Genomic DNA, 24,598 nt, shown 5'->3' with positions numbered 1-24,598 from the left:
AGAGGAAGGCCGAAGGTGGAACTTATACCGGTGATCGACCTGATGGGAGGTGCGGTGGTCCACGCACGCCGCGGCGCCCGCGAGGCCTACCGGCCGATCGAGACGCCGCTGTCCACCAGCGCCGCCCCGCTGGACGTGGCTGACGGGCTGCTGGCGCTCGGCCGCTTCCGCACGCTCTACATCGCCGATCTCGACGCCATTGCCAGGCGCGGGGGGCATGACGCCGTGCTGATCACGTTGGCCGCGCGTCATCCCGGGCTCACCCTGTGGGTCGATGCGGGGGAGAGCGCCCCCGAAGCGCTCGCCCGCCGTGTCGCCTACGGTCCCGGCCGGCCGGTGATTGGCAGTGAAAGCCTTGCCGGCCTTGCCGAAGCCGAGGCGGCGCTGGCCGCCGGTGCCGGGCTGCTCTCGCTCGACTACGGACCGGAAGGCCCGCGCGGGCCGGAAGGCCTGCACGGCAACGCCGCCCTCTGGCCGGAAGCGGTGATCGTGATGACGCTGGCGCGGGTCGGTGCCGGGCAGGGGCCGGATCTTGACCGTCTCGCCGCCATCCTCGCACAGGCGGAGGGCCGGCGCGTCTATGCGGCGGGCGGGGTGCGGGATGTGGACGACCTTCATCGTCTGGCCGAACTCGGCGTCGCTGGCGTGCTGCTCGCCAGCGCGCTGCATGACGGGCGGCTGTCGCGTGCGGATATCGCGGCGTTCATGGGCTGAGCAGCGCCTGCGCGAACAGCGTCGCCACGGTGAGATCGGCGCTCGTGCCGGGGTTGAGGCCGCGCGCCTTCAGGCTTGCGTCGAAGGCGAGCAGCGGCGCGCGGCGGGTGGTGGCCGGGGCGCGGAAATCGACGGCTTCTGCGACTAAAGTCGCCTCGCGGCGCACCTGTTCGGCGGTGGCCTCGCCGAATTTGCGGGCGATGTGGCTGTCCGGGAACGCGGCCATGAAGGCGAGATGCACCGCCTCGGTGCGCGCTTCCGGCTCGGCATCGGCGAGGGCGGCGAGACGGGGGAGGCCGATCTCGAACAGATCGGCGAATCCAGTGACATATTGCCGGGCGATGCGGTCGCGCCCCGCCGCTTCCGCCATGGCTTCAACGAGGCCGATGCGAGCCGGCGCGGCGACATCATGTTCCCCGTGCCGGCCGAGCCCGCCCGGATTGGCCGCAGCGATGGCGCGGAAGGCGGCCTGCGCATCCGCGATGTCGAGGCCGGCGAGCACGGCATCGAGTGAGGCCCGCAGCGGGCCGGACTTCTCCGCCGCCGCCGCCAGCGGTGCGCAGAGGAGGAGGATGCCGAGATTGGTGTTGAGGCCCGTCGCCGCCAGCGAGGCCGCCACCGCGCTCTCGATCCGCTCGCCCACACGGGCGCCCGGCGCGGCGAGCAAAGGCGCTGCCGCCTGCGCCGCCCGCTCGAAATGCGCCACCTCCATGCCGTGGCCGGCGCTGAAGCGGTGGACATTGCCGGCTTTCAGCGCGTCGAGTTCGGCATGGCAGGCGGCGCGGAACGCGGCCGCGATGGCGTTGGCGTTCATGCCGCCACCGTCACCGCCAGCGTCGCGGCGAGATGGCGGGCCAGTGCGCTCGCGATGTCGAGGCCCGTCGCCTGCTGCAATCCCTTCCAGGCCGGCATGGAATTGACCTCCAGCACCTGAAACTGCCCCTGCGCGTCCTCGATCAGGTCCACCCCGGCATAGTCGGCGCCCACCGCCGCCGTGGCGCGGATGGCGAGTTCATGCGCGCGGGCATCGAACGGTGCTGGCACGCCGACGGCGCCCTGGTGGATATTGGTGATCCACACCGGCGAGCGGCGGAGCATGGCGCCCGTCACCGTGCCGCCAATGACGAAGACCCGCCAGTCCTGGTAGCTTTCGGCGGAGGGTGCAGCGACGAAATCCTGCAGATAGTAAAGCCCGCCGACCTTCTCGGGCTCGGGCAGCAGGGCGCGCGGCGCCAGCCGGCGTATGCCGCGCCCCTGCGCGCCGAACAGCGGCTTGAGCACCATGTCGCCCGGCGCGGCGTCGAGCAGCGCCTGCATGGCCGCCCGGTCCTCGCCGACGAAGCTGCGCGGGGTCGGCAGGCCGGCCTGGGCGATAAGGAAGCTGGTCATGGATTTATCGACGCAGCGCTCGATGGCGCGGGCGTCGTTCATCACCTTCACCCCCAGCGCAGAGAGTGCGTGCAGCAGCCCGAGCCGCGCGGTGATCTGCTCGGTCGAGCCCTTGGCGATGAGGCGGACAAAGGCGGCGGCCGGCAGGGCGTCACCCAGCCCCGGCAGCAACAGCCCGTGGGCGGTGCCGCCAATGGCGAAGCCGCAATCATTCAGGGAGAGCACGAGAACGGGAAAGCCCTCGCGCGCGATCGCCGCCTTCAGCCGGCGCGTGTGCCAGTCGGCATCCTCGGTGAAGATGACGACCGTGTCGGAGCGTTCCACGCTCATGCGAAGGAGCGCTCCAGAATGTCGTCATGGAACGCGCCGAAGGTGAAGCTGCGGCCGGTTTCCAGCGCTGTCACGGTGACGCGGGCAGGGCTGAACAGCATCGGGTCCATGGCGTAGAAATCGCCCTTATAGGCGGTGAAGATCTCTGCGAAGGTGCGGCCATGGTCGCGCGAGGAGGAACTTGGCAGTCCTTCCGCCAGAGCGCGGGCCTCGTCCTCCGGCCCGGTGACGAAGAGCTGCACATCGCCGCCATAGAGCGTCGCGTCATTGGTGCGGCCCATGGCGGCGACGAAGTCCGGCGCCGGCGGCGGCAGGGGCGAGGCGCCGATACCGTCCACCACCCGGTCCAGCGGGAAATGCAGCGCGTGCGTCTTGTGCAGCGCCACTTCCAGCACACGGGCGACGATCTGCACCGTGCCGGCGAGGCTGGAGGTGGGCGTGAGGATGAGAGTGAGCTTTTCCGGCGCGATGCCGCATTCTTCGGCGATGCGGGCGACCAGAACGTCCGGCGGCAGCTTGTCGACTTCCAGCACCAGGCAGGCATGGTCGGCGCGGTCGCGGTAGCCGAGTTCCTGAAACAGCGCCTCCTTACCCCACAAGGCGCGGGCGGGGCCGGAGCCAAGGGCGAAGAAGTCGCCTTCCGCGAGGCTCCAGCCGGCATATTGGCTGCCGAGGCAGGCGAGGACCGGGTCGGCGGTGGTCACCGTCACCATCGTGCCCCAGCGCGGAAAACGCCCGCTGGTGGAGAGGCTGACCGAGCCCAGGCCGCCGAGGCAGATTTCGGCGATGCGCCGGCCCGCTTCCAGCCCGCCGCGGGCGGCGATGCCGGCATCGACAAGGCGGGCGCCGCAGGGGCTTTTGCTGATGCCAAGCCGCAGCGTGGTGGCGTTGGCCAAGAGATCCTCGACGAGCGGCGCCGACAGGGCGGCCACGCTCAGTTCCGGCGTGTTGTGAAGGGGAGACGACATGGGAGAGTTACTCCGCAGCAGCGCGGCCGGCTGTGCCGAGCGCGCGCGAAAGGTGATTCATGCGCCGCGCCAGAACGGCGCAGGCCTCGGCAAGGTCGCGACCGGTCGCCTGCACCGTACAGACGGGCTCTCCCGCCGCGATGCGCGTGCCGGGGGCGGGACGGTCGGCTGCCCAGTGGGGCAGGGCGTCCCTCACCTCGATGGGGGCGGGTGCGTAAAATACGCCGGCGGCCCGGACTTCCACGCCCGCGCCGGCGACAAGGAGCGGGAGGTCCGGCAGTTCGCCCGCACAGGCGTCGAGGTGAAGGCGCAGCAGCGGCGGCAGCGGCGGCGCGTCGAAGATATCGAGGGTTGCCCCGGGCCGCGCGTTGACCTCGATGAGATGCCACGTCCCAGCGCCGAGGATGAGATCGGCGCTCGCCAGCCCCGTGAGGCCGACGCTGGCGGTGAGGCGGGACAGCGCGGAGTCGATTTCGGCGACAAGGGCGGGTTCCGGCGCGAGCGGGCCCGCGCAGCCGCCATAGCGGAACGGCGCCCCTTCGGCCGGCGCGCACCATTGCTCGGAAAAGGCGAGAAGCCGGGCTGCCCTTCCATTGCCGAGGAACAGGGCCGAGACGGCGCGCCCGTCCACCCGTTCCTGCAGATACCAGCCTGGCCCGCGCGCCTGTGGCGATGGGCGGACATGCCCCCCGCCGGAACCGCCGACGCGCTTTTCCAGGGTCGGTACGCCGTTCGGGGCCGGGCCGGAAAACACCCGGGGATGCGGGATGCCGAGCGTGGCCAGGCCCTCGGCGAAATCGAAGGGCTGTTTGACCGCGGCGATGGCTTCCGCCCCGCTGCCGGCGAGGCGATAGCGCGCGCCAAGCCGGGCAACGAGGTCGGGCGAGTCCTCGAAGCCGGCGCCGAGCACGAGCGGCGTATCCCGCCCGGCATGGCGGCCGAGCTGGGCGAACAGGTCGTCCGGGTCGAGCGCGAGCCCGTCCCGGCGAGCCAACTGGACGCTGCGTGCGGCCAGCGCGCGCGTGTCCTCGTCCGCGAACAGGTCGAGGACAAGTGGCTTGAGGCCGGCGCGACGGGCGCTCGCCGCCAGCCCGCGCGCGGCGATGCCGACAAGGACGACATCGAACGCGTCCTCAGGCCGTGAGCGATCGCGCGAGCAGGAAGGCATCTTCAAACCCGATCGTCATCGCCGCCGGGGCGACGCGCATGCGCTGCAGAAGTTCATGCTGCACGCGGTATTTGAGATGGCCGATGGTGAGGGCGCCGATGCCGAGCGCGCCATGGGCGAGCGGCGTGCCATTGGCGTGGGCGTCGATGCCGGCAATGCCCGAGGGCGGCACGGCGTTGACATCGGCGGCGACCTTAAGATGGGGCGCGCCCGCCAGGACGTCGGCGGAGAGGATTTCCACGCCGGCGCGGCCGCAGGCCAGCACCACCTCGGCCTCCGCCACCAAAGCGCGCTTGTCGTCCTCGCTCTTGCCGGTGGCGCTGGCGAGGTCGACACCGAAGCGCTGCTTGAAATCGCGCGCCTTGGCTTCCACCGCTTCGATCTCGCGGTGGCTGACCAGCGTCACCTGCGCACCCGCCTGGGCGGCGATGACCCCGGCGATGCCGCCGACGACGCCGGTGGCGCCATAGACCTGCACCTTCACGCCCTTGAGCCCTTCCGGCCGGGCCGGGCGCAGCTTCAGCTCCACCTCCGCCACCATGGCGGCGGCAGTGGTGAAGGAGCCGGCGGGGTCGACGAAGACGGAAATCTCGAAGGGCGGGAACAGGACGCTCTTCGCCTTGTTCGCCATGTCGAGCGCGAGGCCCGCATCCTTGCCGCCGATGAACAGGCCGGTGCGCGGGGCGGCGTCGGGATGGCGCGAGAACATCATGTCCTGCGTGAGGTCGCCGACCTCGTCGAGCGTGACGCCCGAATAGGGGAGGATGGTGGTGTAGCCGGCATCGACCGCCATGTTGACGTCGAACGGGCTGACGTGGCGAAGCGGCGAGATGATGTGGAGGATGGGGGCGATATCCGCCATGGCGTGCGTTCCCTAGGTCAGAATCGGGCCTTGCGGCCTCTCATGCGGAAGAGGAAGGGAGCGACGCGGGCGTTACGCCAAAACCGTCGCTAGCACTGCTCGACGCAGGCAAGCCATTCGATCCGCGCCCCGGCATTGCTGCCGCGCGCACAGTCGAAAGCCAGAGCGGGCCGGTCGCCGAAGCGGACCCGGGCCTCGCTGAGAAGCTGGTCGGCCTCCTCGGGGCTGCCGACAATGGCGAAACCCGTGGGACCCCAGGAACTCTGGCCGAGGCCGCGCAGACCGCGCGCCTCCAGCCACTCCATCACCTCGGCGACGGATGAACTTGTATAGCGGCCACCTTGGGCGCTCGCATAGTGGTCTCCGAGCAGTCGCTGCATTTCCCCGATGGCAGCGGCGAAGTAATCCACATCGCCTTCCGCCAGCGCCGGCAGCGCCACCATGACCGCGAGCCGCGCCATGTGCCCGGCCAGCGTGTCGGCGAAGGGTGGCAGCCCTTCCATCGCCTGCACTTCCTCGGGTCCGCTAAGTCCCTGATGGCCGTGGTCATATACCAGCAGGATGCGCCAGTTCTCGGGAAAAGGCAGGCGCGAGAGAATGGGCGGCGGGGCGTCCGAGCCGCGCTTCTTGCCGCCGTCGAGGATCACCCCGCCCTCGGTGAAGGCGCCGATGCCGATGGCCGAGCGCGCGCCGCGACCCAAAGCCGCGCCGACCTCGCGCGGGGAAAGGTCCAGCCCGTTGATGAGGCAGAGGCCGGTCGCGACGGCGAGGCCGAGCTGGGTGCCGGAGCCGAGGCCGGAATGCGGCGGCAGCGCCGCTTCCACCGTCACTTCCACCCGCGTATCGAGGCCGAAACGGGCCGCCGCTTTTTCAACGGCGCCAAGGGCGCGGCCGGAATCGGGGCCGGTGGCGGAAAGTGTGGCCGCGCGGCGCAGGCGCACGACGGTCGAGGGGCGGTCCAGCGTGATGCCGAGGCTGCCGAAACGCCGGCCGAGCGTGCCCGCGAGATCGAGGAATCCCAGATGCAGCCGCCCCGGCGCGGTGATGCGCACCGTTGCCCGGTCCTGGGGCTCGTTTGCCGAGCGCAATTGGCGTGTCGTGGTGTTCACCAGCGTTTCCTCGTCCACCATCGTAAGGCCCGGACGCCGTCGGGGACAAGCGCGGTGATGATTTCGGGGTTTGCCGGAGGCGGCGCTTGCGTGCTACCGAATCGTTAACCGACGCCCGCAACAGAACGGGCACATGCCGCCAGGAGGACGCCAGGGATGGCGCTGGATCCCAAAAAGACCTTCACCGACAAGGAGGTGGAGGAACGCCTTGCCGCCTGCCTTCCGCAGTGGAAGCTGCAGGAGGGCTGGATTCGGCGTACCTATCGCACCTCCAGCTGGAAGGGCACGCTGATGGTGATCAACGCCGTCGGCCATCTGGCGGAGGCCGCCTGGCACCATCCCGATATCACCGCTTCCTATGCCTGGGTCGAGGTGCGGCTGATGTCGCACGACGCTAAGGGCATTACCGAGCGGGACTTTCAACTGGCGAAGAAAATCGAGGATGTTGTCGGCTGGCAGCCGGGGACCGAGGCCGACAGCGCGCTGGAAGGCACGCCGCGCGGCGACCTGCGTTTCGCCTACATCAAATACGACTGACGTTTCAGGTAATTAGCAATGGCCGATGTTCAGACGATCGAGAATGTGGCCTGCGGCTTTTGCGGGCTCGGCTGCGACGACCTGACCGTCGAGGTCGAGGGCCGGCAGGTGCGGGCCAAGGCCCCGATCTGCCCCGAGGCGGCGCGGCTTTTGCGGCGTCTGGATACCGCTGATCCGGTGGCGCGTGTGGCCGGTGAGACCGCCAGTGAGACCGAAGCGACCGACGCGGCCCGCCAGATTCTCGCCTCGGCTCGCGCGCCGCTGATCGGCGGGCTGGGCGTCGACATGGCCGGTGCCGGGGCGGCGGTCGATCTCGCCATCCGCTTCGGCGGGGTGCTGGACCACTACGCCTCCGAGGGGCTGTTCCGGAACTACGCCGCCGCCCAGCGCACCGGCTGGCTGTCCACCACGCTGGCGGAGGTGCGCAACCGCTGCGACCTGCTGCTCGTCGTCGGCGATGACCCCAGCGGGACCTGGGGCCAGCTGTTCGAGCGCTTCTTTCCCGCGACGCCGCTCTTCGCCGGCGCCAACCGCCGCGTGGTCTTCCTCGGCGCCGCGCCGGGGGAGAAGGCGCGCGGGCAGCTTGCCAGCGCGCAGGTCGTCCACCACGCCGCCGAGGACCCGGTGGCGGCGCTGGAAGCGCTCGGCACGCTGGTGGCCGGTCGCCGCCCGCCGGGGGATAGCTTCGGCGGCATTGGCGCTGAGGCGCTCGCCGCGCTGGCCGAGGATCTGCGCAACGCCCATTACGCGGTCGTGACCTGGAACGCGGCGGAACGTGCCGATGGCGATCTCGTCGCCACGCGCGCCACCGCGCTGGTCGACCGGCTGAACGTCACCACACGGGCCGGCGTGTTCCCGCTCGGCGGGCGCGACAACCTCATCGGCGTCAACCAGCTGCTGCTGTGGCGGCTCGGCTATCCCCTGCGTACCGCCGTGCGCGGGCAGGCGAGCACGCATGACGGCACGCTGTTCGCCACCGAGGCGGCGCTCGCCGATGCCGATGTGCTGGTGTGGATTTCCGCCTTCCGGCCGGAGCCGCCGCCGGCCTTCGCGGGCAAGATCATCGCTCTTGCCCATCCCGAGACAATATTCGACAAAGAACCGGATGTTCTGATCCCCGTGGGCACTCCCGGCGTCGACCACGCCGGCACGGTGTTCCGCATGGATTCCATCGTAAGCCTGCCGCTCGGCGCCTTGCGCGTCGCGACGCTTCCCAGCGTCGCCGAGGCTGTGCGTCGCATAGCGGAGGGGTAAATGAGACTGCGGCTCAAGGGCGGGCGTGTGCTCGACCCGGCCAATGGCGAAAACGGCGTCGCCAGCGGTGCCGTGCGCGATATCGAGATCGAGGACGGGCGCATCGTCGCCGCCACCGATCTCAAGGCCGATGCGGAATACGACCTTGGCGGCGCCGTCGTCATGGCCGGCGGCATCGATCTGCACAGCCATATCGCCGGCGGCAAGATGAACCTCGCCCGCCTGCTGATGCAGGAAGACCGGCGGGCCTTTCCGGAAATGCCCGGCAATTTCTGCGGCTGCGGCGGCGGCCGGGCGGTGCCCACCGCGCACGCCACCGGCTGCCGCTACGCCGAACTCGGCTACACCACCGTGTTCGAGCCGGCCATGGTCGGCGCCAATGCGCGCGGTGCGCATCTGGAAATGGCCGACATTCCCAATCTCGACACCGGCGCCTATCTGGTGCTGGGCAATGACGATTATTTCCAGCGCCTGCTGGCCGCCGGGGCCGGGCAGGAGCAGGTGAACGCCTATGTCGGCTGGATGATCGAGGCGACGCAGGCCTTCGCCATCAAGATCGTCAATCCCGGCGGCATCAACGCCTTCAAGTTCAACGCCCGCAAGATGGACCTCGACGAGGCCAACCCGCATTACGGGGTGACGCCGCGCAAGGTGCTGACCACGCTGATCCGGGCGGTGACGGAACTCGGCATTCCGCACCCGATCCATCTGCATGGCTGCAATCTCGGCGTGCCCGGCAATGACGACACGACGCTCGCCACCATGCTCGCCACCGAGGGGCGGCGGCTGCATCTGACGCATCTGCAGTTCCACTCCTACGGCACGGAGGGCGACCGCCGCTTCTCCTCCTCGGCGGCGCGCATCGCGGAAATGGTCAACGCCAACCCGAACATCTCCGTCGATGTCGGGCAGGTGATGTTCGGCCAGACCATCACGGCCTCCGCCGACTACATGTCGCAATACCGCAATCGCGGTCTCGCCAGCCCGAAGAAGTCCATCGGCATGGATATCGAGCTGGACGCCGCCTGCGGCGTGGTGCCGTTCGAGTACAAGGACAAATCCTTCGTCAACGCGCTGCAATGGGCGATCGGGCTGGAACTGTTCCTGCTGGTGGAAGACCCGTGGCGGATCTTCCTCACGACAGACCATCCCAATGGCGGGCCGTTCACCACCTATCCGCACCTCATCCGCCTGCTGATGGACCGCGATTTCCGCAACGCCCAATTGGCGACGCTGAACAAGGCGGCGCAGGCGCACACGCTGCTGGGGCAGATCACCCGCGAATATACGCTGGAGGAGATCGCCATCCTCACCCGCGCCGCGCCGGCCCGTATTCTCGGGCTGACCGACAAGGGCCATCTCGGCCCCGGCGCGGTGGCGGACATTGCCGTGCACACCGAGGACGCCGACCGCGAGGCGATGTTCTCGACCACCCGCATGGTGTTCAAGAACGGCCGGCTGATCGTGAAGGACGGCGTGGTGGTGGAACTGGCGCAGGGCACCACCCATGTCGCCCGCCCGGAATTCGACCGTTCGGTCGAGAAGGACATGCAGCGCTGGTTCGACGAGGCGGTGGGGCTGAAGGCCCAGCATTTCCGCATCAGCGACGGCGAGCTGCGCAACGGCGCCGGCCCGACCATCCTGAAATGCGAAGGGGGGGCGTCGTGAGGGGCATCGACGGACTTCTCACCTCTCCCCGTGGGGGAGAGGTCGGCGCGCAGCGCCGGGTGAGGGGGCACGCGCTCCGTACGTCCGGGCGTCCCGGCCCCTCACCCCACCCCTCTCCCCGTCGGGGAGAGGGAGCAGGGCGGAATGAGTGCCGCGTGCTGTCGACGTTGCAGGAGGGCGCCCGATGATCCTCAATGGCGTCGAGATCCGCGACACCTTCGCGGAAGCCTTTCCGATGGTGGGCACGCGGCTCATCGTCACCGCCGACACGCCGGAATGGGCGCTGATCGCCGGGCGCACCACCACGGGTTTCGCCACTTCCGTCATCGGCTGCGGCTGCGAGGCGGGGATCGAGCGCACGCTCAGCCCTGAGGAGACGCCGGACGGGCGGCCGGGCGTGTCCCTGCTCATTTTCGCGATGGATTTCGGCTCGCTGAAGAAGGTGGTGCCGCTGCGGCTCGGCCAATGCGTGCTGACCTGCCCGACCACGGCCTGCTATGCCGGCATCGAGGGCGGCAAGCGCGTGCCGCTGGCGAAAACCATCCGCTATTTCGGCGATGGGCACCAGATTTCCAAGAAGATCGGCGATAAGCGCTTCTGGCGCGTGCCGGTCATGGAAGGTGAGTTCGTCTGCGACGAGGACACCGGCTCGGTGGAAGGCGTCGGCGGCGGCAATTTCCTCATCCTCGCCCGCTCGCGCGGCGAAGCGCTCAAGGCGGCCGAGGCGGCGGTGGCGGCCATGGTGCAGGTGCCGGGCATCATCCTGCCGTTCCCCGGCGGGGTGGTGCGCTCCGGCTCCAAGGTCGGCTCGAAATATAAGGGCCTGTTCGCCTCCTCCAACGACGCCTATTGCCCGACGCTGCGCGGCACGGTGCCGAGCCAGCTTCCCCCTGAGGTCGGCTCGGTGCTGGAAATCGTCATTGACGGGGTGAGCTTCGAAGCGGTGGCGGAAGCGACCAGGGTGGGCATCACCGCCGTCTGCGCGCTGGGCGCGGAAGCGGGGGTGGTGGCGATCGACGCCGGCAATTATGGCGGCAATCTCGGGCCGTTCCATTTCAAGCTGCGTGAGATCATGCAGGGCGCGGGAGAGACGGCATGAGCGGGGTTTCTCTCAAGCCGCGCGCGCCCTTCGAGGCCCGCGTCGACCTCTCGGGCCTGACGCCGGAAGTCACTTGCCCGCTGCCGCTGCGCGAACTGGAGCACCTTGAGGTGCCGTGTGGCGGGCGCAGCGTGAAGCTGGCGGAGCTGTTCTTCATCGAGGGCGCGCCCGACGGCGTGCTGCTGATCGAGATCGGCGATGTCAGGCTCGACGGCGTCGGCGCCGGCATGACCAAGGGCGAACTGATCGTCGACGGGCGGGTCGGCGCCTTTGCCGGGCGGGGCATGAGCGGCGGCGTGCTGCGGATTGGCGGCGATGCCGGGGATTTCCTCGGCAGCGAGATGTCCGGCGGGCGGATCGAACTCGCCGGGAGTGCGGGGTCGCATGCCGGCGCGGCCGGATCGGGTTCGCGGCGCGGGCTTTCCGGCGGGGTGCTGGCGATCGGCGGCGATGCCGGCCCGCGCGCGGCCGAGCGCCAGCGCGGCGGGCTGATCACCATCGCCGGCCAGGCCGGGGAGGGGCTCGCCACCGACATGATCGCCGGCACGGTGAGTGTCGGCGGCGCCATCGGCCCGTTGATGGGGCGCGGCATGAAGCGCGGCACCCTCTTCGTCGACGCCGTGCCGGACCTGCCGGCCGGCTTCGTCGACACCGGCACGCATGAACTCGTGGCGCTACGCCTCATCGCCCGGCGCGTCCCGGAGCTTTCCGCCCGGCTGGAGGGTTGGACCCATGCCCGCCGCCTCGTCGGCGACACGCTGATCGGCGGGCACGGCGAGGTGCTGGCGCGGGGGTGACGGGGCCGTTGGTTGTCATCCCGGACGGCCGAGAGGCCGATCCGGGATCGTGTTCCGCAAGGTAGGACGATCCCGGCTCTCGCTGCGCTCGGCCGGGATGACGTTGCGCGCCTTACAGCAGCGTGCCCTTGAGGATGACCAGCGCGACGGTGAAATAGATCACCAGGCCGGTCACATCGACGAAGGTGGCGACAAAGGGCGCCGAAGCGCTGGCGGGGTCGAAGCCGAGCCGGCGCAGCACGAAGGGCAGCATCGAGCCGATCAGCGAGCCGAAGGTGACGATGGCGATCAGCGCCGCGCCCACCGTCGCCGCCACCAGTACCCAGTGCTCGCCATAATCGTGGAAGCCGGCGAGCTGCCAGACGGTGATGCGGGTGACGCCGAGCACAGCCAGCATGGAGCCGAGCACGAGGCCGGAGGGCAGCTCGCGCAGGGCGACGCGCCACCAGTCCTTCAGCTTGATCTCGCCCAGCGCCAGCGCGCGGATGATGAGCGAGGTCGCCTGCGAGCCGGAATTGCCGCCGGAGCTCATGATCAGCGGGATGAACAGGGTGAGCACGATGGCGCGCTCCAGCTCGTCCTCGAAATGCTGCATGGCGTTGGCGGTGAGCATTTCGCCGAGGAACAGGATGGAGAGCCAGCCGCCGCGCTTCTTCAGCATGTCGAAGAAGCCGATTTCCATATAGGGCTCGTCCAGCGCTTCCATGCCGCCGAATTTCTGCGCGTCCTCGGTGCCTTCCTCGATGATGGCGTCGATCATGTCGTCCACGGTGACGATGCCGAGCACATGCTCGTTCTCGTCCACCACGGGGACGGCGAGCAGGTCGTATTTGGTGATCAGCCGCGCCACGTCTTCGCGGTCCATCAGCGGGTCGGCGGTGATCGGGTCGTGCTTGGGCGCCACGGAGAGGATGGACGCTTCCGGCTCGCCGGTGATCAGGCGGCGCAGCGTCACCGCCTTGAGCAGCTTCTGCGTCGCGGGGTCGAGCACATAGATGGCGTAGATGGTCTCGCGCGTGCGTTCGATCTCGCGCAGATGGTGCAGGGTCTCGCCCACCGTCCAGCTCGCCGGGACGGTGACGAATTCCGTGGTCATCAGCCCGCCGGCGCTGTGCTCGGGCCAGGCCAGCAGCTTGTTCAGCTCGACCTGCGTCTCGTGCGGCAGGCGGGCGAACAGATGCGAGCGGGCCGGCTCGTCCATCCAGCGGAACAGGTCCGCCGCGCGGTCGGCCGACATGTCGGAGACGAGGCGCACCGCCTCCTCGACCGGCAGGGCCTCGATCAGCTCGCTGGTGAGATCGACATCGGGGCCGTCCAGCACCTCCACCTGCTGCTCGCGCGGCAGGCTGGCGAGCACGGCGGAGGCGGTTTCCGGCTCGTGCTCGTCCAGCGCTTCGGCGATATCGGCGGGGTGTTCTTCGGCAAGCTCGGCCGCGAGGGCTGCGGCATTTACAAGCGTGTCGTCGCGGCGGTCTTCCGTCCGTTCGTCCATTTCGGCTCTCTTTCCGCTGTCCGGCCCGTGGCGGGCGGCGCGGGGAGCCGAAACCGGGTCAGGCCCGATGCCGGATCACAGCGCCGGCCGCGGCCGGCCGGACAATCGACTGGTACTGTCGCTGGGCATGGTTAGGGGATTCCAATTGCGCCGCGGTGACACGCGGCGGGCGGGGGAATGAACCTGCACGATGGTAAAGTCAAGGCGGCACGCATGCAGCACGCATCCGGGCTTCGCCGTCATCCCGGACGGTCCGTCAGGACCGATCCGGGATCGTCTCCACGCCCGCGCCCAGCACGTGATCCCGGCTCTATGCTGCGCTACGGCCGGGATGACGTGTGGAGGCGCTGGTTATCGTTAGGCTCGGGCAAGCTCTATACTATGGCTGTTGCGCCGCCAATTGCATGCTGGATTCCACTGTGCGATATAAGAAGTCCGCTGCAGCAACGTTGCGGATTGGAAGGTTGGCCGAGTGGCTGAAGGCACCTGATTGAAACTCAGGCAGACGGGAAACTGTCTCGCGGGTTCGAATCCCGCACCTTATTATGGCGCCGCTCCGGCAGATTGCCGTTGAGCGGCGCCATTTATTCACTTCAGTAAAGAATTTTGCTCCGAGGACGGTTCGTGAGCGTTCAAACTTACAAAAAAGTTACCGACTCTAAACGAGGGTGATCATTCGCCACCCTAATGGTCGCTCGGCTCGCGCAGGCGGGTATGGACCTGGCCGAGGCGCGCGGGGTCGAGCGTGCCGGTGCGGCCGCCCTCGCACAGCGCGCCGCGAAAGCCGAGATAATCGGCGCCGACGCCGACCAGCGCCCGGATATCCTCCAGCCGCAGCGAGCCGGCGAGGCCGGTCATCAGCCCGTGCCGGCGCGCCTCGGCGACGAACTGGCCCAGAGTGAGCGGGTCGAGATGCGCGGTCAGCGGGCCCGCCTTCTTGTCGGCGGTGTCGATCATCACCCCGGCGAAGCCGGCGCGGCCGAGCGCGGCAAGCACGGCGAAATCCGGCGCTTCGTCGGCGAAAAGCACGCCGATCAGCCGCACCCGGCTGGCGAGCGGGGCCAGCGCCTCGATGCACTCATGGGCATGGGGGGAGACGAAAAGGCCGACCTTGACCAGCGGCACGCCGGTGCCGGCTACACGCTCGGCGGCGGCGCGGATGAGGCCGGGCACCATGGGCTGGTCGCCCACCGTGGCGCTGAGCGCCGGGCGCCCGGCCGCGCCGAGCTGCTCGCCCCAGGCGCTCCACAGCATGACGGCGGCGGTGAGGGCTTGCGTGCTCCAGGCTCCCAGCGCGCCGAAAGCCGGCTGCTTGAGATCGACGATATCGGCGCCGCCGGCCCGCGCCAGCTCCATTTCGTGCAGATCGGTGACGCTGGCCAGCAGGCCGGGCGCGGCCGGGCTCACGAGGCGCGCCGGCGGCGGTGTTCCGCCACGGCCTCCAGCATCCAGCCCCAGGCTTCCAGCTCGTCCGGCCCGGCGGTCTTCTCCACCGCGATGGCGAGATAGGCCATTTCCTGATCGACCTTCTCGTCCGGCAGCATGTTCAGCCGGCTCACCAGCACGGCGGCTTCCAGCACCGCCGCCTTGGCGCGGTTCATGCCGTCGAAGCGGGTGTGGCCTTCGGAATGATAGGTCTTGCAGAAGAATTTCGGCCGCTGCGGGTCGTCCTCCGCGCGCTCCACCGTCACCTCGTCATGCGAGAGCGCATCGGCAAGGCGGGGGCAGTCGATATAGGTCGCCTTCTTCACATCCACATTCAGCCGGCGGCCGACGACGCAGCTGGCGAAAATGCGCACGTCGTCGGTGAAATTGACCACGGCGATGCGGGTGGCGGCGAGGTTCTCCAGCGTGCGCGAGGGGCGGAAGGGCATGAGCAGATAGCCGCCCTCGATCACCGTCGCGCCCATCGGGGCGATGTGCGGCTCGCCATTGAGCGAGCGGGTGGTGACGATGGCTTCACGGATCACGGCGTCTCTCCGGCTTTCGGCGCGGCCTTGGTGCTGGCTTTGGCCTGCAAGGTCGTGCCGGCCTCCTTGAATGTCAAACGGTGGGCTTCCTCCGGGCTGCCGGCGATCTCGCCCGCCGCGCCCCATTTCAGCCCCTCATCCTGGGCGTAGCGCTTGCCGAGCTTATAGGCGATTTCCGCCCGCGCGGTCTCGACGCCGAGATAGAAGGCATGCGCGCCGTCCGCCTCGACGCCGAGATGGGGAAACAGCGCGAAGGGCTCGCTGGCCACATGGTGGCCGTCGCGATTGTAGATGTGGATGCCGGCCTCGGTGACATCGATGCGGAAATTGCGGTCGCGCACCTCACCCGCCAGCCGGGCGATTTCCTCGGGCGAGGCGGCATAGGGCTTGCGGTCGCGCAGCGCCATCAGCCCGCCGCCGAAGCCTTGCGGCAGCGCGCCGGCCTGGCGGGCGGCGAAATATTCCCGCCGCGCCCGGTCGAATTCGCGCACCGCCGTGCGGCAATGCGGGCTCACCTGCACCGCCAGCACCGCCTGAATGCGCAGCTCCGAGATCATGCCCATGAGTATGGCGTTGATGCCGGTGGTGTCCGCATCCGTCAGCTCGGTGACATTGCCGATGCCCATGAGGATGGGAATGTCGGGGTAGCGCCGGCGCAGCTCGGCATAGCGCACCACGGAGGCGGTGTAGCCGTAATGGATCGGGTCGAGGATCGGGTCGGCATAGAAGCGCTGGCCGGAGGCGAGGCAGGTATCCACCGCCCGGCAGAGCGAAGCGAGGTCGCCCTGCGTCGCCGGCACGAGAATGGGGACGGCGGGGCCTTCCTTCGCCACGTCGAGCGTGTTCTCGTTCAGGCTGAGCAGATAATCCGCGCCGGCGCGGGTGGCGCGGGTGAGCTCGGTGAGATCGAAGGAATCGACGCTGACCTTCAGCCCCTGCTCGTGCAGGGCGGCGATGGCTTCTTCCAGATGCGTAAACGGCGTGTCCGGCAGGCAGCCGAGGTCGATCACATCGGCGCCCTCGCCCTTGAAGAACAGGGCGCGGGCGATGAGCGCGTCGATATCGAGCACGGTGGCGTCGACGATCTCGGCGAAGATGGTGACATCGTGCTGTGACAGGTCCGCCGCCCGGCGCTTCTGGCCGAAATAATCCGGCAAATCGGCCATCTCGTCGGGGCCACGGGTGAAGGGCACGCCGAAGAAGCGCTGCAGCCGGTCGAGATCGCCGCGGAAGCGGCCGGGCATCAGCACGCGGTCGGTGCCCTCGGGCAGCTTCAGCCGGCGCTCGACGATCTCCGCCGTCATCAGCGCCGCGACCTTGACCCCGACATTGACGACGACAGGGGCGAGGCTGGCATCGGCGATCTCGCCGGCGATTTTGGTCAGGCGCGGCTCGGCCAGCGAGCCGGTGACGAGGGCGACTTTTTCCGGCCGGCCGGGCGGGGCGGGGTTCTCCGCCATGTCAGGTGGCGGCCTTGTCCGCGAGGTGGAGGCGCCGCGCGGCGATGGCGGCTTCGAGATCGCCGATGGATTCGACCACCACCGTGTCGTCGAACTCCTTCAGCTTCGCGGTGTTCTCAAGGTCGATGCGGCGCGGATAGACCGGGACCGGGCCCTTGGGCGCCATGGTGATCATCTCGGGCGCGGTGTCGCAGGCGAAGACGATGGCGTGGACACGGCACTTGCCGGCCTGGGCGAAGCAATTGGTCACCAGCGTGTCGGAAATGCCGAACACCGCCTTCGCCACCGTGTTGGAGGAGGCGGGGGAGACGATGAGCGTGTGGTACAGGCCCTCATAGAACCGGCCGACCGGGGCGGAACTGGCCGTCGTCTCCTTGAAGATGCGGGTGTCCTTGGGCAGGTCCTGCTTGTACATGCGCAGCACCTCGTCCGCCGCCTTCGAGACGAACAGGTCCACCGCGTCCAGCGCTTTGATCAGGGCGATGGATTCGGTGAAGTAATGGCCGGAGCCGGTGAGCGCCCAGGCCCAGCGCGGATAAAGTCCCTTGGTCGCGCTCATGCGGCAATGTCCTTCTGGGCGGAGGCGGCGAGGAGCGCCGCCGGCAGGGTCACCTCGACCGGGCCGGCGAGGCGGGCGGCGAAGGCGGGAAACAGCGGGTCGACGAGCCCCGCTGCCGCCCAGTCCGCCGGGCCGCTGCCGGTGGGGGCGGGGGCCGACTTCACCAGCGTCAGGCGCGTGGCACTGAGGGCGTGGGCGAGCCAGGCGGCGAGGCTGTCGGAGGTCAGCTCCCAGCTTTCCGGCAGGTCGCGGGCGGCGAGCGCCATTGCGGCGGGCAGCCACAGCGCGGCGCGGCCCTCTGCGTGCGCCGCCGCGATCTCCGCCGGCGTGGCGGCAAGGGCGAGGCCGGGTGCGAGATCGGCCAAGGCGTGGGCGGTCTGCTCCATGGCGAGGATCGCCATGCGGTGACAGGCGGCATCGGACAGGCCGAGGCGCGGCTGCAGCGCCCGCACGCCATCGGCCAGCGGGCCGCCGCCGGCGACGAGAACGAGCGGCGCGCCGCGCCGCGCCAGGGTCGCCAGCAGCGGCGTCAGGGCGGGGTCGCCGACAAGGCTCCCGCCGAGCTTGACGACGGCAGGGCGGGGAGGGGGGAGGTGGTCCGGCATCTTTCAGCTTCCGTTCGGGCCGTCGAGCCGGCCGCGTCGCTCAGGCTCCCCAGCCTAGAGCCTGATCCGATCAGGTTGAAACAACCTGATCGGTGAATCAGTCTCTAAGTGATGCATAGAGAACGTTTTACCGATCTGATTGCGATGCAATCAGATCGGAACGTGCTCTAAGCGGTTCCGCCGTCCGGCCAAAGGGCGCGCCGCGCACCTGCCGCCATACCAGCAAAAGTGCCGCGTCCAAAGCGGGCGGGGCCAAGAAAAAAGGCCCGAGGACATGCCTCGGGCCTTTGGAAGTTGACGATCAATCAGACGGCGTGCCGCCTGTAGAAGTGCATCTGAGGATGCGCCTCGGGGGTCGGATTGTCGAGCGTTGATTCGCATCTCACGCGTGGTTTACCGGCCACGGGCAAGCGCGTGTAGTGCGATACCGCTGGTTGTCGCGACATTGAGCGAGTCGAAGCCGCCGCGCATGGGAATGCGGATCGTGCGCGTGCGGGCGAGGATGGAATCGGGCAGGCCCGGCCCTTCCGCGCCCAGCAGCAGCGCGGTGCGCCGGGCCGGCCGCACCTCGTCCAGCGTCGCCGCCCCGGCGGGGCTGAGCGCCAGAAGCTCGAAGCCGACGGCGGTGAGCAGGTCGAGCAGCGCCTCGGCCGAGCCTTCGCGGGCGAAGGGTACGATCAGGCTGCCGCCGACGGAGACGCGGATCGCCTTGCGGTACAAGGGATCGCAGGAGGCGAAGTCGAACAGCGCCGCATCCGCCCCGAAGGCGGCGGCGTTGCGCATGATGCCGCCGACATTGTCGTGATTGGTGATGCCGAGCGGCACCACGACCAGCGCGTCCTCCGGCAGGGCGGCGATGGTGGCCGCCATGGACGGCATCTCGCCGCGCAACCCGACGCCGAGCAGCCCGCGATGGATGTGGAAGCCGGTGATGCCGTCGAGGATCGCCTGGCTGGCGGTGTAGACCGGCAGGTCCTGCGGCGCCTGCGCCAGCAGGGGGGCGAGCGCCTCGATCCTGCTTTCCGCCAGCAGCAGTGATTCCAGCGCGAACCGGTTGCGGGGCGAGAGCGCGACATCCAGCACGGTGCGCCCCTCGACGATGAAGCGCCCGCCGCGCCCGACCAGATCGCGCTCCTTGATGACGCGGTAGGCGTCGATGCGCGGGTCGTCGGGGGAGGTGAGGGGGATGAGCATCATGATGGCACTCTCATCTCTCCCTCATCCCCGGGCTTGACCCGGGGACCCAGGTTTCCATTGGCTCACGGCAGCAAGGCTGGGTCCCCGGGTCAAGCCCGGGGATGAGGACAGTTCAAGATCGGATGATGGATCTGATGATGGAGCCGCGCCGCGTCTCGAAGCACGCAGGCCGCCCCCGCCTCACCCCTCAAGCTCTTCGCGCCGCATTTCCAGCTCCAGCCATTCCTCCTCGGCCTTGGCGAGTTCGGCCTGGGCCTTGGTCAGCTCGGCGGTGGCCTTCTGGAAGCCGGCGGGGTCGCGGGTGTAGAAATTCGGCGTGTGCAGCGTGTTGTTGAGGCGGGCGATGTCCGATTCCAGCTGCGCCATGCGCTTGGGAAGCTGGTCTAGCGCGTGCTTCTCCTTGAAGGAGAGCTTGCGCTTGGCGCCGGAGGCCGGGGCAGCCTCCGTCGCCTTGGCGGGCGCGGCTTTCGCGCTCGCCGCCGCGGCCGCCGCCTTCGCCTTCACGCCATGGCCGCGCTGGGCCACCATGTCGGAATAGCCGCCGGCATAGACTTCCCAATGGCCGTCGCCCTCATAGGCGATGGTGGCGGTGACGGTGCGGTCGAGGAAGTCGCGGTCATGGCTCACCAGCAGCACTGTGCCGGCATAGTCGTCGATCATCTCTTCCAAGAGGTCGAGCGTCTCCAGATCGAGGTCGTTGGTCGGCTCGTCCAGCACCATGAGGTTGGAGGCCTGCGCCAGCGCGCAGGCCAGCAGCAGCCGCCCGCGCTCGCCGCCCGAGAGCTTGGAGACGGCGGTGCCGGCCTGTTCCGGCGTGAACAGGAAGTCCTTCATATAGCCGATGACATGGCGCGGATTGCCGCCGACAAACACCTGGTCGCCGCGCCCGTCGGTGAGCGTGTCGCGCACCGAGCGGTTGGGGTCGAGCGCGGCGCGGCGCTGGTCCAGCGTCGCCATCTCGATATTGGTGCCCATCTTGGCCTTGCCGCTGTCCGGGGCGAGTTCGCCGGTCAGCATCTTCAGGAGCGTCGTCTTGCCCGCGCCATTGGGCCCGACAATGCCGATGCGGTCGCCGCGCTGGATCCGGATGGAAAGATCGCGCACGATGACGCGATCGCCATAGGCCTTGGAGATGTGCTCGGCTTCCATCACCAGCTTGCCGGAGACTTCCGCCTCGGTGGCGGTGACGGAAATGGTGCCGACGGCGCCGCGATGCTCGCGATATTGCGCGCGCAGGGCGGCGAGCTCGCCGACGCGGCGCACGTTCCGCTTGCGCCGCGCGGTGACGCCGTAGCGCATCCAGTGCTCTTCCGCGACGATCTTGCGGGCGAGCTTCTGCTGGTCGCGCTCTTCCTCTTCAAGCACCTGGTCGCGCCATTCCTCGAAGAAGGCGAAGCCGCGCTCCATGCGCCGCGTGCGGCCCCGGTCGAGCCAGACGGTGGCGCGGGTGAGGTCCTGCAGGAAGCGGCGGTCATGGCTGATGAGCACGAGGGCGGAGCGCAGCGAGGCGATTTCCGCTTCCAGCCATTCGATGGCCGGCAGGTCGAGATGGTTGGTCGGCTCGTCCAGCAGCAGAATGTCCGGCTCCGGCGCCAGCACGCGGGCAAGCGCGGCGCGGCGGGCCTCGCCGCCGGAGAGATTGGCCGGGTGCTCCGTGCCGGTGAGGCCGAGTTCGCCGAGCAGATATTGCGCGCGGTATTCCGCATCGCCCGGGCCCATGCCGGCCTCGACATAGGCGAGCGTGGTTTCGAAGCCGGAGAGGTCCGGCTCCTGCGGCAGATAGCGCACCGTGGCGCCGGGCTGCACGAAGCGCGCGCCGCTATCGGCCGAAACGAGGCCGGCGGCGATTTTCAAAAGCGTGGATTTGCCCGAGCCGTTGCGACCGACAAGGCCGACGCGCTCGCCGGCGGAAACGGAAAGCTCCGCCCCCTCCAGCAGCGGCGTGCCGCCGAAGGTGAGCTTGGTGTCTTGAAGCAGAAGGAGAGGAGGCGCCATGGCGCGGGGATAGGGGGAAAGACGCGCGGGGGCAAGGGGGCGTGGTCAGTCGTCGTCGCCGAGCCGTTCGAGTGAGCGCCCTCCATACAGGACGCGGTCGAATACCACGCGCTCGCGTTCGATATGGAAGGCAATCGTCACGCGCCGCTCGAAGCCGACGATGCGCAGGCCGGGGACTATATCGTCACGGCAGGTGCCGCGTACGGGGAAATCCGTGAAGGAACAGCAGTATGCTTCGATCCGCTCGACATAGCTGAGCGCGGTGTCTTTTCCCGAGCGCTCCGCGACAAACCTGAAAAGGCTGATCAGGTCGCTCCGAGCCTCGGGCGAGATGATGATCTTATACGCCACGACGCTGGATGCGCTGGCTGTGAAGGGCGCGGATTTCGTTGAAGACATCTTCCGCTGGGATGCCCCTTTCGGGGTGCGCCTGCATTTCGGCTATCACCGGCGCCACGTCCTCGCGCAGCCAGCGTTCGACGGCCGCGTCGCGTTCCTGAAGCGCGCGCAGGCCGGCGCGGATCACTTCGCTGGCGCTGCCATAGGTGCCCGAGTCCACCAGCCGGTCTATGAATTCCGCCTGCTCACGTGGCAGACTGAAGGTGCGCTTCTCGGCATTCGCCATCCGGCCCTCCCTCGTTAGTATGAATTCATCATACCGCTTGCCCCTGAGAGTTCAATGACGCTCGCAGCCTCGTCCCCCCTCTCCCCCCTGCTCGCCACCCTCGCCCAGCGCCTCGGCGCCGCGCATGTGCTCACCGATCCGGCCGACATGGCGCCGTACCTGCACGAGGAGCGCGGGCTCTATAAGGGCGAGGCGCCGGCGGTGCTGCGGCCGGGCTCCACCGAGGAGGTGGCGTTCGTGGTCGAGACCTGCGCGCGGGCGGGGGTACCGCTGGTGCCGCAGGGCGGCAATACCGGGCTGGTGGGCGGGCAGATGCCGTTCGGCCAGATGCTGCTTTCGCTCTCCCGGCTGGACCGCATCCGCGCCTTCGATCCCGTCGACATGACGATGACGGTGGAAGCCGGCTGCATTCTCGACAAGGTGCACGCGGCAGCGGAGGAGGCGGGCTGCCTGTTCCCCCTGCACATCGCCTCGCAGGGCTCCTGCCGCATCGGCGGCAACTTGTCGTCGAACGCCGGCGGCACCGCCGTGCTGCGCTATGGCAATGCGCGCGAGCTCGCGCTGGGGCTGGAAGTCGTGTTGGCCGACGGGCGGGTGTGGAACGGGCTGAAGCGGCTGCGCAAGAACAATGCGGGCTACGACCTCAAGCAGCTTTTCCTCGGCAGCGAGGGCACGCTCGGCATCATCACCGCCGCCGTGCTGAAGCTGTTCCCGCAGCCGGCGCAGCGCGCCACCGCCTTCCTCGCCGTGCCGGACCCTTCCGCCGCGCTCGCCCTGTTGAAGCGGCTGCGCGGGGAGGCGGGCGACGCGCTCACCACCTTCGAGCTGATGGCCGCCTTCGGCGTGGAGACGGTGCTCAAGCACATGCCCGGCACGGTGCGCCCGCTGCGCGAGACCTATGACTGGTACGTGCTGGCCGAGCTTTCCTCGCCCACCCGCGCCTTCGACCTCGCCGCGCTGATGGAGGAGGGGCTCGGCGCCGCGATGGAGGCGGGCGAGGTGCTCGATGCCGCCATCGCCACCAGCGAGGCGCAGGCGGCCAATATGTGGCGGCTGCGCGAGGACATGTCGGAAGCGCAGAAGCATGAGGGCGGCTCGATCAAGCACGATGTCTCGGTGCCTGTCTCACGCGTGCCGGAATTTCTGGAGCGCGCGCTGCCCGCCTGCATGGCGGCGCTGCCGGGGCTGCGCCCGTGCCCGTTCGGCCATGTCGGCGACGGCAATATCCATTTCAACCTCAGCCAGCCCGTGGGCATGGAAAAGGCCGCCTTCCTCGCGCTGTGGGAGCGGTTCAACCGCATCGTCCACGACATTGTCGACGACATGGACGGCTCCATCGCCGCCGAGCACGGCATCGGCCTTTTGAAGCGCGAGGAACTGGCCCATTACGCCGACCCGGTGGCGCTTGACCTGATGCACCGGCTCAAAGGCGCGCTCGACCCCGCCGGCACGCTCAACCCCGGCAAGGTGATCGGTGTCTCGGTGGGCTGAAGTCTTAGTCTAGAATAATGTAAAATTGTACGATCCTGCCTAAATCCAGTTTTGAAGGGTTCTACATTTGTATTTGTGAAGGATTTTGTGTTGTCGACCTAGTCATCGCAGGTTTATGGAAGCCGGGACTGAGGACGTCCCCGTGGACATCTCCGCCTGTGGGCTGGAGCGCCGGGGAAGACCGGAGCTTCGCGAAGCCATGCCGACGACACCCAAGACCACCGCCCTGCGCCGCGCGCTGAACCTCGTTCTGGCGCTGGCGCTGCTGGTCGCCGGCCCGGTGGGGGCGTGGGCGCAGGAAACGGCGCAGGAAACGGCACCGGCGTCGCCCGCCCTCTCCGCGCCGCCGGCGGCGACCGCGCCTGCCGCCCCCACATTTGATCCGCTGGTGCCGCCGGCTTCCGGCACTACGGCCCCGACCACGGGCGGCGCCGCTGCGCCGTCCCCGGCCGGCGAGGCCGCGCCGGTTGCCGTCGATCCCCAGGTCGCCGCTCCCTCGGCCGCCGCTCCCCCTGTCGCTGCTCCTGCCACCGGGGATGCGGCCGCCGACCCGGCGGCCGGCCTTCCGCTTGAGGCGGGCGAGGATTCGAGCGTCGCCGCCCAACTCCCGCATGACCTGTCCCCCTGGGGCATGTTCATGGCGGCGGACTGGGTGGTGAAGGCGGTCATGATCGGCCTCGCCTTCGCCTCGGTGGTGACCTGGACGGTGTGGCTGGCCAAGACGATGGAACTCGCCGTCGCCAAGGGCCGGCTGCGGCGCGCGCTGAAGGGCTATCTCGCCAGCGCCACGCTGGAGGAGGCGCGCCGCGTCGATCCGCGCGGCCCGGCAGGCGCCATGCTGCGCGCCACCGATCTGGAACTCAAGCGCTCCGGCCCCTTGCCGGCCGACGGCATCAAGGAGCGCGTGTCGATCTCGCTCACCCGCATCGAGGTGGCGGCCGGGCGGGCGATCACGCGCGGCACCGGCCTGCTCGCCACCATCGGCGCCACCGCGCCCTTCGTCGGCCTGTTCGGCACGGTGTGGGGCATCATGAACTCGTTCATCGGCATCTCGAAGGCGCAGACCACCAATCTCGCCGTGGTGGCGCCCGGCATCGCCGAGGCACTGCTCGCCACCGCCATCGGCCTCGTCGCCGCCATTCCGGCTGTCGTGATCTACAACCATTTCTCGCGCCAGGTGTCGGGCTATCGCGTGCTGATGGGCGATGCCTCGGCCGAGGTGCTGCGGCTGCTTTCGCGCGATCTCGACCGCCGCGACGCCGCCCGCGCCGCCCCGCAGCGCGTGCGCGCGGCGGCGGAGTGAGCCGCC

Annotated in this window: 24 protein-coding genes and 1 tRNA gene; 9 read left to right on the top strand and 16 right to left on the bottom strand. The window is 69.2% G+C overall.

Translation table 11 applies throughout. The features are described 5' to 3' along the window. Nucleotides 1-15 precede the first annotated feature (15 nt). A complete protein-coding gene (locus tag K9D25_RS20205; protein ID WP_244377794.1) occupies nucleotides 16-714 on the top strand; it encodes a HisA/HisF-related TIM barrel protein in 699 nt (232 codons plus the stop codon). Here K9D25_RS20205 and K9D25_RS20200 read toward each other — a convergent pair. From K9D25_RS20200 to K9D25_RS20175, 6 genes are all read right to left on the bottom strand, one after another. Continuing rightward, entirely contained in the window at nucleotides 704-1,528 is an 825-nt protein-coding gene (locus tag K9D25_RS20200) for a triphosphoribosyl-dephospho-CoA synthase (RefSeq protein WP_244377792.1), read from the bottom strand. The genes K9D25_RS20205 and K9D25_RS20200 overlap by 11 nt on opposite strands. Beyond that, entirely contained in the window at nucleotides 1,525-2,433 is a 909-nt protein-coding gene (locus K9D25_RS20195; protein WP_244377789.1) for an ATP-grasp domain-containing protein, read from the bottom strand. Before K9D25_RS20195 ends, K9D25_RS20200 begins: the two co-directional genes overlap by 4 nt. Then, complete coding sequence (gene mch, locus K9D25_RS20190) at nucleotides 2,430-3,401, bottom strand: methenyltetrahydromethanopterin cyclohydrolase (protein WP_244377787.1); 972 nt, start codon at nucleotides 3,399-3,401, stop codon at nucleotides 2,430-2,432. The genes K9D25_RS20195 and mch overlap by 4 nt, the downstream gene beginning before the upstream one ends. A 7-nt stretch (nucleotides 3,402-3,408) precedes the next feature. Next, nucleotides 3,409-4,569: an ATP-grasp domain-containing protein gene (locus K9D25_RS20185; protein WP_244450934.1), complete on the bottom strand. Its 1,161-nt coding sequence runs from the start codon at nucleotides 4,567-4,569 to the stop codon at nucleotides 3,409-3,411. Further along, nucleotides 4,535-5,431 (bottom strand): NAD(P)-dependent methylenetetrahydromethanopterin dehydrogenase, encoded by an 897-nt coding sequence (locus K9D25_RS20180; RefSeq protein ID WP_244377785.1) that lies wholly within the window; start codon nucleotides 5,429-5,431, stop codon nucleotides 4,535-4,537. The genes K9D25_RS20185 and K9D25_RS20180 overlap by 35 nt, the downstream gene beginning before the upstream one ends. Before the next feature lie 89 nt (nucleotides 5,432-5,520). Then, the gene (locus tag K9D25_RS20175) at nucleotides 5,521-6,540 is read right to left on the bottom strand and encodes a beta-ribofuranosylaminobenzene 5'-phosphate synthase family protein (protein ID WP_244377783.1); all 1,020 of its coding nucleotides are present in this window, start codon (nucleotides 6,538-6,540) and stop codon (nucleotides 5,521-5,523) included. Nucleotides 6,541-6,696: 156 nt separating this feature from the next. On the opposite strand from K9D25_RS20175, the gene K9D25_RS20170 reads away from it, so the two are divergent. From K9D25_RS20170 to K9D25_RS20150, 5 genes are all read left to right on the top strand, one after another. Beyond that, nucleotides 6,697-7,077, top strand: a complete 381-nt coding sequence (locus K9D25_RS20170; protein ID WP_244377781.1) for a 4a-hydroxytetrahydrobiopterin dehydratase — start codon at nucleotides 6,697-6,699, stop codon at nucleotides 7,075-7,077. Nucleotides 7,078-7,095: 18 nt separating this feature from the next. Beyond that, nucleotides 7,096-8,331, top strand: coding sequence for a formylmethanofuran dehydrogenase (locus tag K9D25_RS20165; protein WP_244377779.1), 1,236 nt, complete (start codon nucleotides 7,096-7,098; stop codon nucleotides 8,329-8,331). After that, nucleotides 8,332-9,999 carry a formylmethanofuran dehydrogenase subunit A gene (locus K9D25_RS20160; protein WP_244377777.1) on the top strand — a complete coding sequence of 556 codons (1,668 nt, stop codon included), beginning with the start codon at nucleotides 8,332-8,334 and terminating at the stop codon, nucleotides 9,997-9,999. Nucleotides 10,000-10,183: 184 nt separating this feature from the next. After that, nucleotides 10,184-11,098 carry a formylmethanofuran--tetrahydromethanopterin N-formyltransferase gene (fhcD, locus tag K9D25_RS20155; protein ID WP_244377775.1) on the top strand — a complete coding sequence of 305 codons (915 nt, stop codon included), beginning with the start codon at nucleotides 10,184-10,186 and terminating at the stop codon, nucleotides 11,096-11,098. Continuing rightward, the gene (locus K9D25_RS20150; protein ID WP_244377773.1) at nucleotides 11,095-11,895 is read left to right on the top strand and encodes a formylmethanofuran dehydrogenase subunit C; all 801 of its coding nucleotides are present in this window, start codon (nucleotides 11,095-11,097) and stop codon (nucleotides 11,893-11,895) included. Before fhcD ends, K9D25_RS20150 begins: the two co-directional genes overlap by 4 nt. A gap of 112 nt (nucleotides 11,896-12,007) precedes the next feature. On the opposite strand, the gene mgtE is transcribed toward K9D25_RS20150, so the two are convergent. After that, nucleotides 12,008-13,387 (bottom strand): magnesium transporter, encoded by a 1,380-nt coding sequence (mgtE, locus tag K9D25_RS20145; RefSeq protein WP_244377771.1) that lies wholly within the window; start codon nucleotides 13,385-13,387, stop codon nucleotides 12,008-12,010. Nucleotides 13,388-13,845: 458 nt separating this feature from the next. On the opposite strand from mgtE, the gene K9D25_RS20140 reads away from it, so the two are divergent. Next, a tRNA-Phe gene (locus K9D25_RS20140) sits at nucleotides 13,846-13,933 on the top strand. 138 nt (nucleotides 13,934-14,071) lie between these two features. Here K9D25_RS20140 and K9D25_RS20135 read toward each other — a convergent pair. The 9 genes from K9D25_RS20135 to K9D25_RS20095 form a co-directional block, all read right to left on the bottom strand. Continuing rightward, the gene (locus K9D25_RS20135; protein ID WP_244377769.1) at nucleotides 14,072-14,794 is read right to left on the bottom strand and encodes a (5-formylfuran-3-yl)methyl phosphate synthase; all 723 of its coding nucleotides are present in this window, start codon (nucleotides 14,792-14,794) and stop codon (nucleotides 14,072-14,074) included. Next, nucleotides 14,791-15,357 carry a DUF447 domain-containing protein gene (locus K9D25_RS20130; RefSeq protein WP_244377767.1) on the bottom strand — a complete coding sequence of 189 codons (567 nt, stop codon included), beginning with the start codon at nucleotides 15,355-15,357 and terminating at the stop codon, nucleotides 14,791-14,793. The genes K9D25_RS20135 and K9D25_RS20130 overlap by 4 nt, the downstream gene beginning before the upstream one ends. After that, nucleotides 15,354-16,817 carry a DUF6513 domain-containing protein gene (locus K9D25_RS20125; protein WP_244377765.1) on the bottom strand — a complete coding sequence of 488 codons (1,464 nt, stop codon included), beginning with the start codon at nucleotides 16,815-16,817 and terminating at the stop codon, nucleotides 15,354-15,356. Before K9D25_RS20125 ends, K9D25_RS20130 begins: the two co-directional genes overlap by 4 nt. A 1-nt stretch (nucleotide 16,818) precedes the next feature. Beyond that, nucleotides 16,819-17,376, bottom strand: coding sequence for a flavoprotein (locus K9D25_RS20120; protein WP_244377763.1), 558 nt, complete (start codon nucleotides 17,374-17,376; stop codon nucleotides 16,819-16,821). Next, nucleotides 17,373-17,981, bottom strand: coding sequence for an aspartate kinase (locus K9D25_RS20115; RefSeq protein WP_244377761.1), 609 nt, complete (start codon nucleotides 17,979-17,981; stop codon nucleotides 17,373-17,375). The genes K9D25_RS20120 and K9D25_RS20115 overlap by 4 nt, the downstream gene beginning before the upstream one ends. 393 nt (nucleotides 17,982-18,374) lie before the next feature. Then, nucleotides 18,375-19,178: a TrmH family RNA methyltransferase gene (locus tag K9D25_RS20110; RefSeq protein ID WP_244377759.1), complete on the bottom strand. Its 804-nt coding sequence runs from the start codon at nucleotides 19,176-19,178 to the stop codon at nucleotides 18,375-18,377. A gap of 180 nt (nucleotides 19,179-19,358) precedes the next feature. Further along, nucleotides 19,359-21,173, bottom strand: a complete 1,815-nt coding sequence (locus tag K9D25_RS20105) for an ABC-F family ATP-binding cassette domain-containing protein (RefSeq protein ID WP_244377757.1) — start codon at nucleotides 21,171-21,173, stop codon at nucleotides 19,359-19,361. 45 nt (nucleotides 21,174-21,218) lie between these two features. Beyond that, nucleotides 21,219-21,524 (bottom strand): type II toxin-antitoxin system RelE/ParE family toxin, encoded by a 306-nt coding sequence (locus K9D25_RS20100; RefSeq protein ID WP_244377755.1) that lies wholly within the window; start codon nucleotides 21,522-21,524, stop codon nucleotides 21,219-21,221. Continuing rightward, the gene (locus K9D25_RS20095) at nucleotides 21,514-21,798 is read right to left on the bottom strand and encodes a type II toxin-antitoxin system ParD family antitoxin (protein ID WP_244377753.1); all 285 of its coding nucleotides are present in this window, start codon (nucleotides 21,796-21,798) and stop codon (nucleotides 21,514-21,516) included. The genes K9D25_RS20100 and K9D25_RS20095 overlap by 11 nt, the downstream gene beginning before the upstream one ends. Before the next feature lie 54 nt (nucleotides 21,799-21,852). Between K9D25_RS20095 and K9D25_RS20090 the strand changes: the two genes are divergently transcribed. Together K9D25_RS20090 and exbB are read left to right on the top strand one after the other, a co-directional pair. Then, nucleotides 21,853-23,289: an FAD-binding oxidoreductase gene (locus tag K9D25_RS20090; protein WP_244377751.1), complete on the top strand. Its 1,437-nt coding sequence runs from the start codon at nucleotides 21,853-21,855 to the stop codon at nucleotides 23,287-23,289. Between the two features lie 199 nt (nucleotides 23,290-23,488). Further along, nucleotides 23,489-24,592, top strand: coding sequence for a tonB-system energizer ExbB (gene exbB, locus K9D25_RS20085; RefSeq protein WP_244377749.1), 1,104 nt, complete (start codon nucleotides 23,489-23,491; stop codon nucleotides 24,590-24,592). Nucleotides 24,593-24,598: the final 6 nt, after the last annotated feature.

The sequence above is a fragment of the Ancylobacter polymorphus genome (genome assembly GCF_022836935.1).
In the GTDB taxonomy this organism is placed as follows: domain Bacteria; phylum Pseudomonadota; class Alphaproteobacteria; order Rhizobiales; family Xanthobacteraceae; genus Ancylobacter; species Ancylobacter polymorphus_A.
Note: the sequence above shows the minus strand (reverse complement) of the source record. Positions and strands in the feature narration are given on the sequence as shown.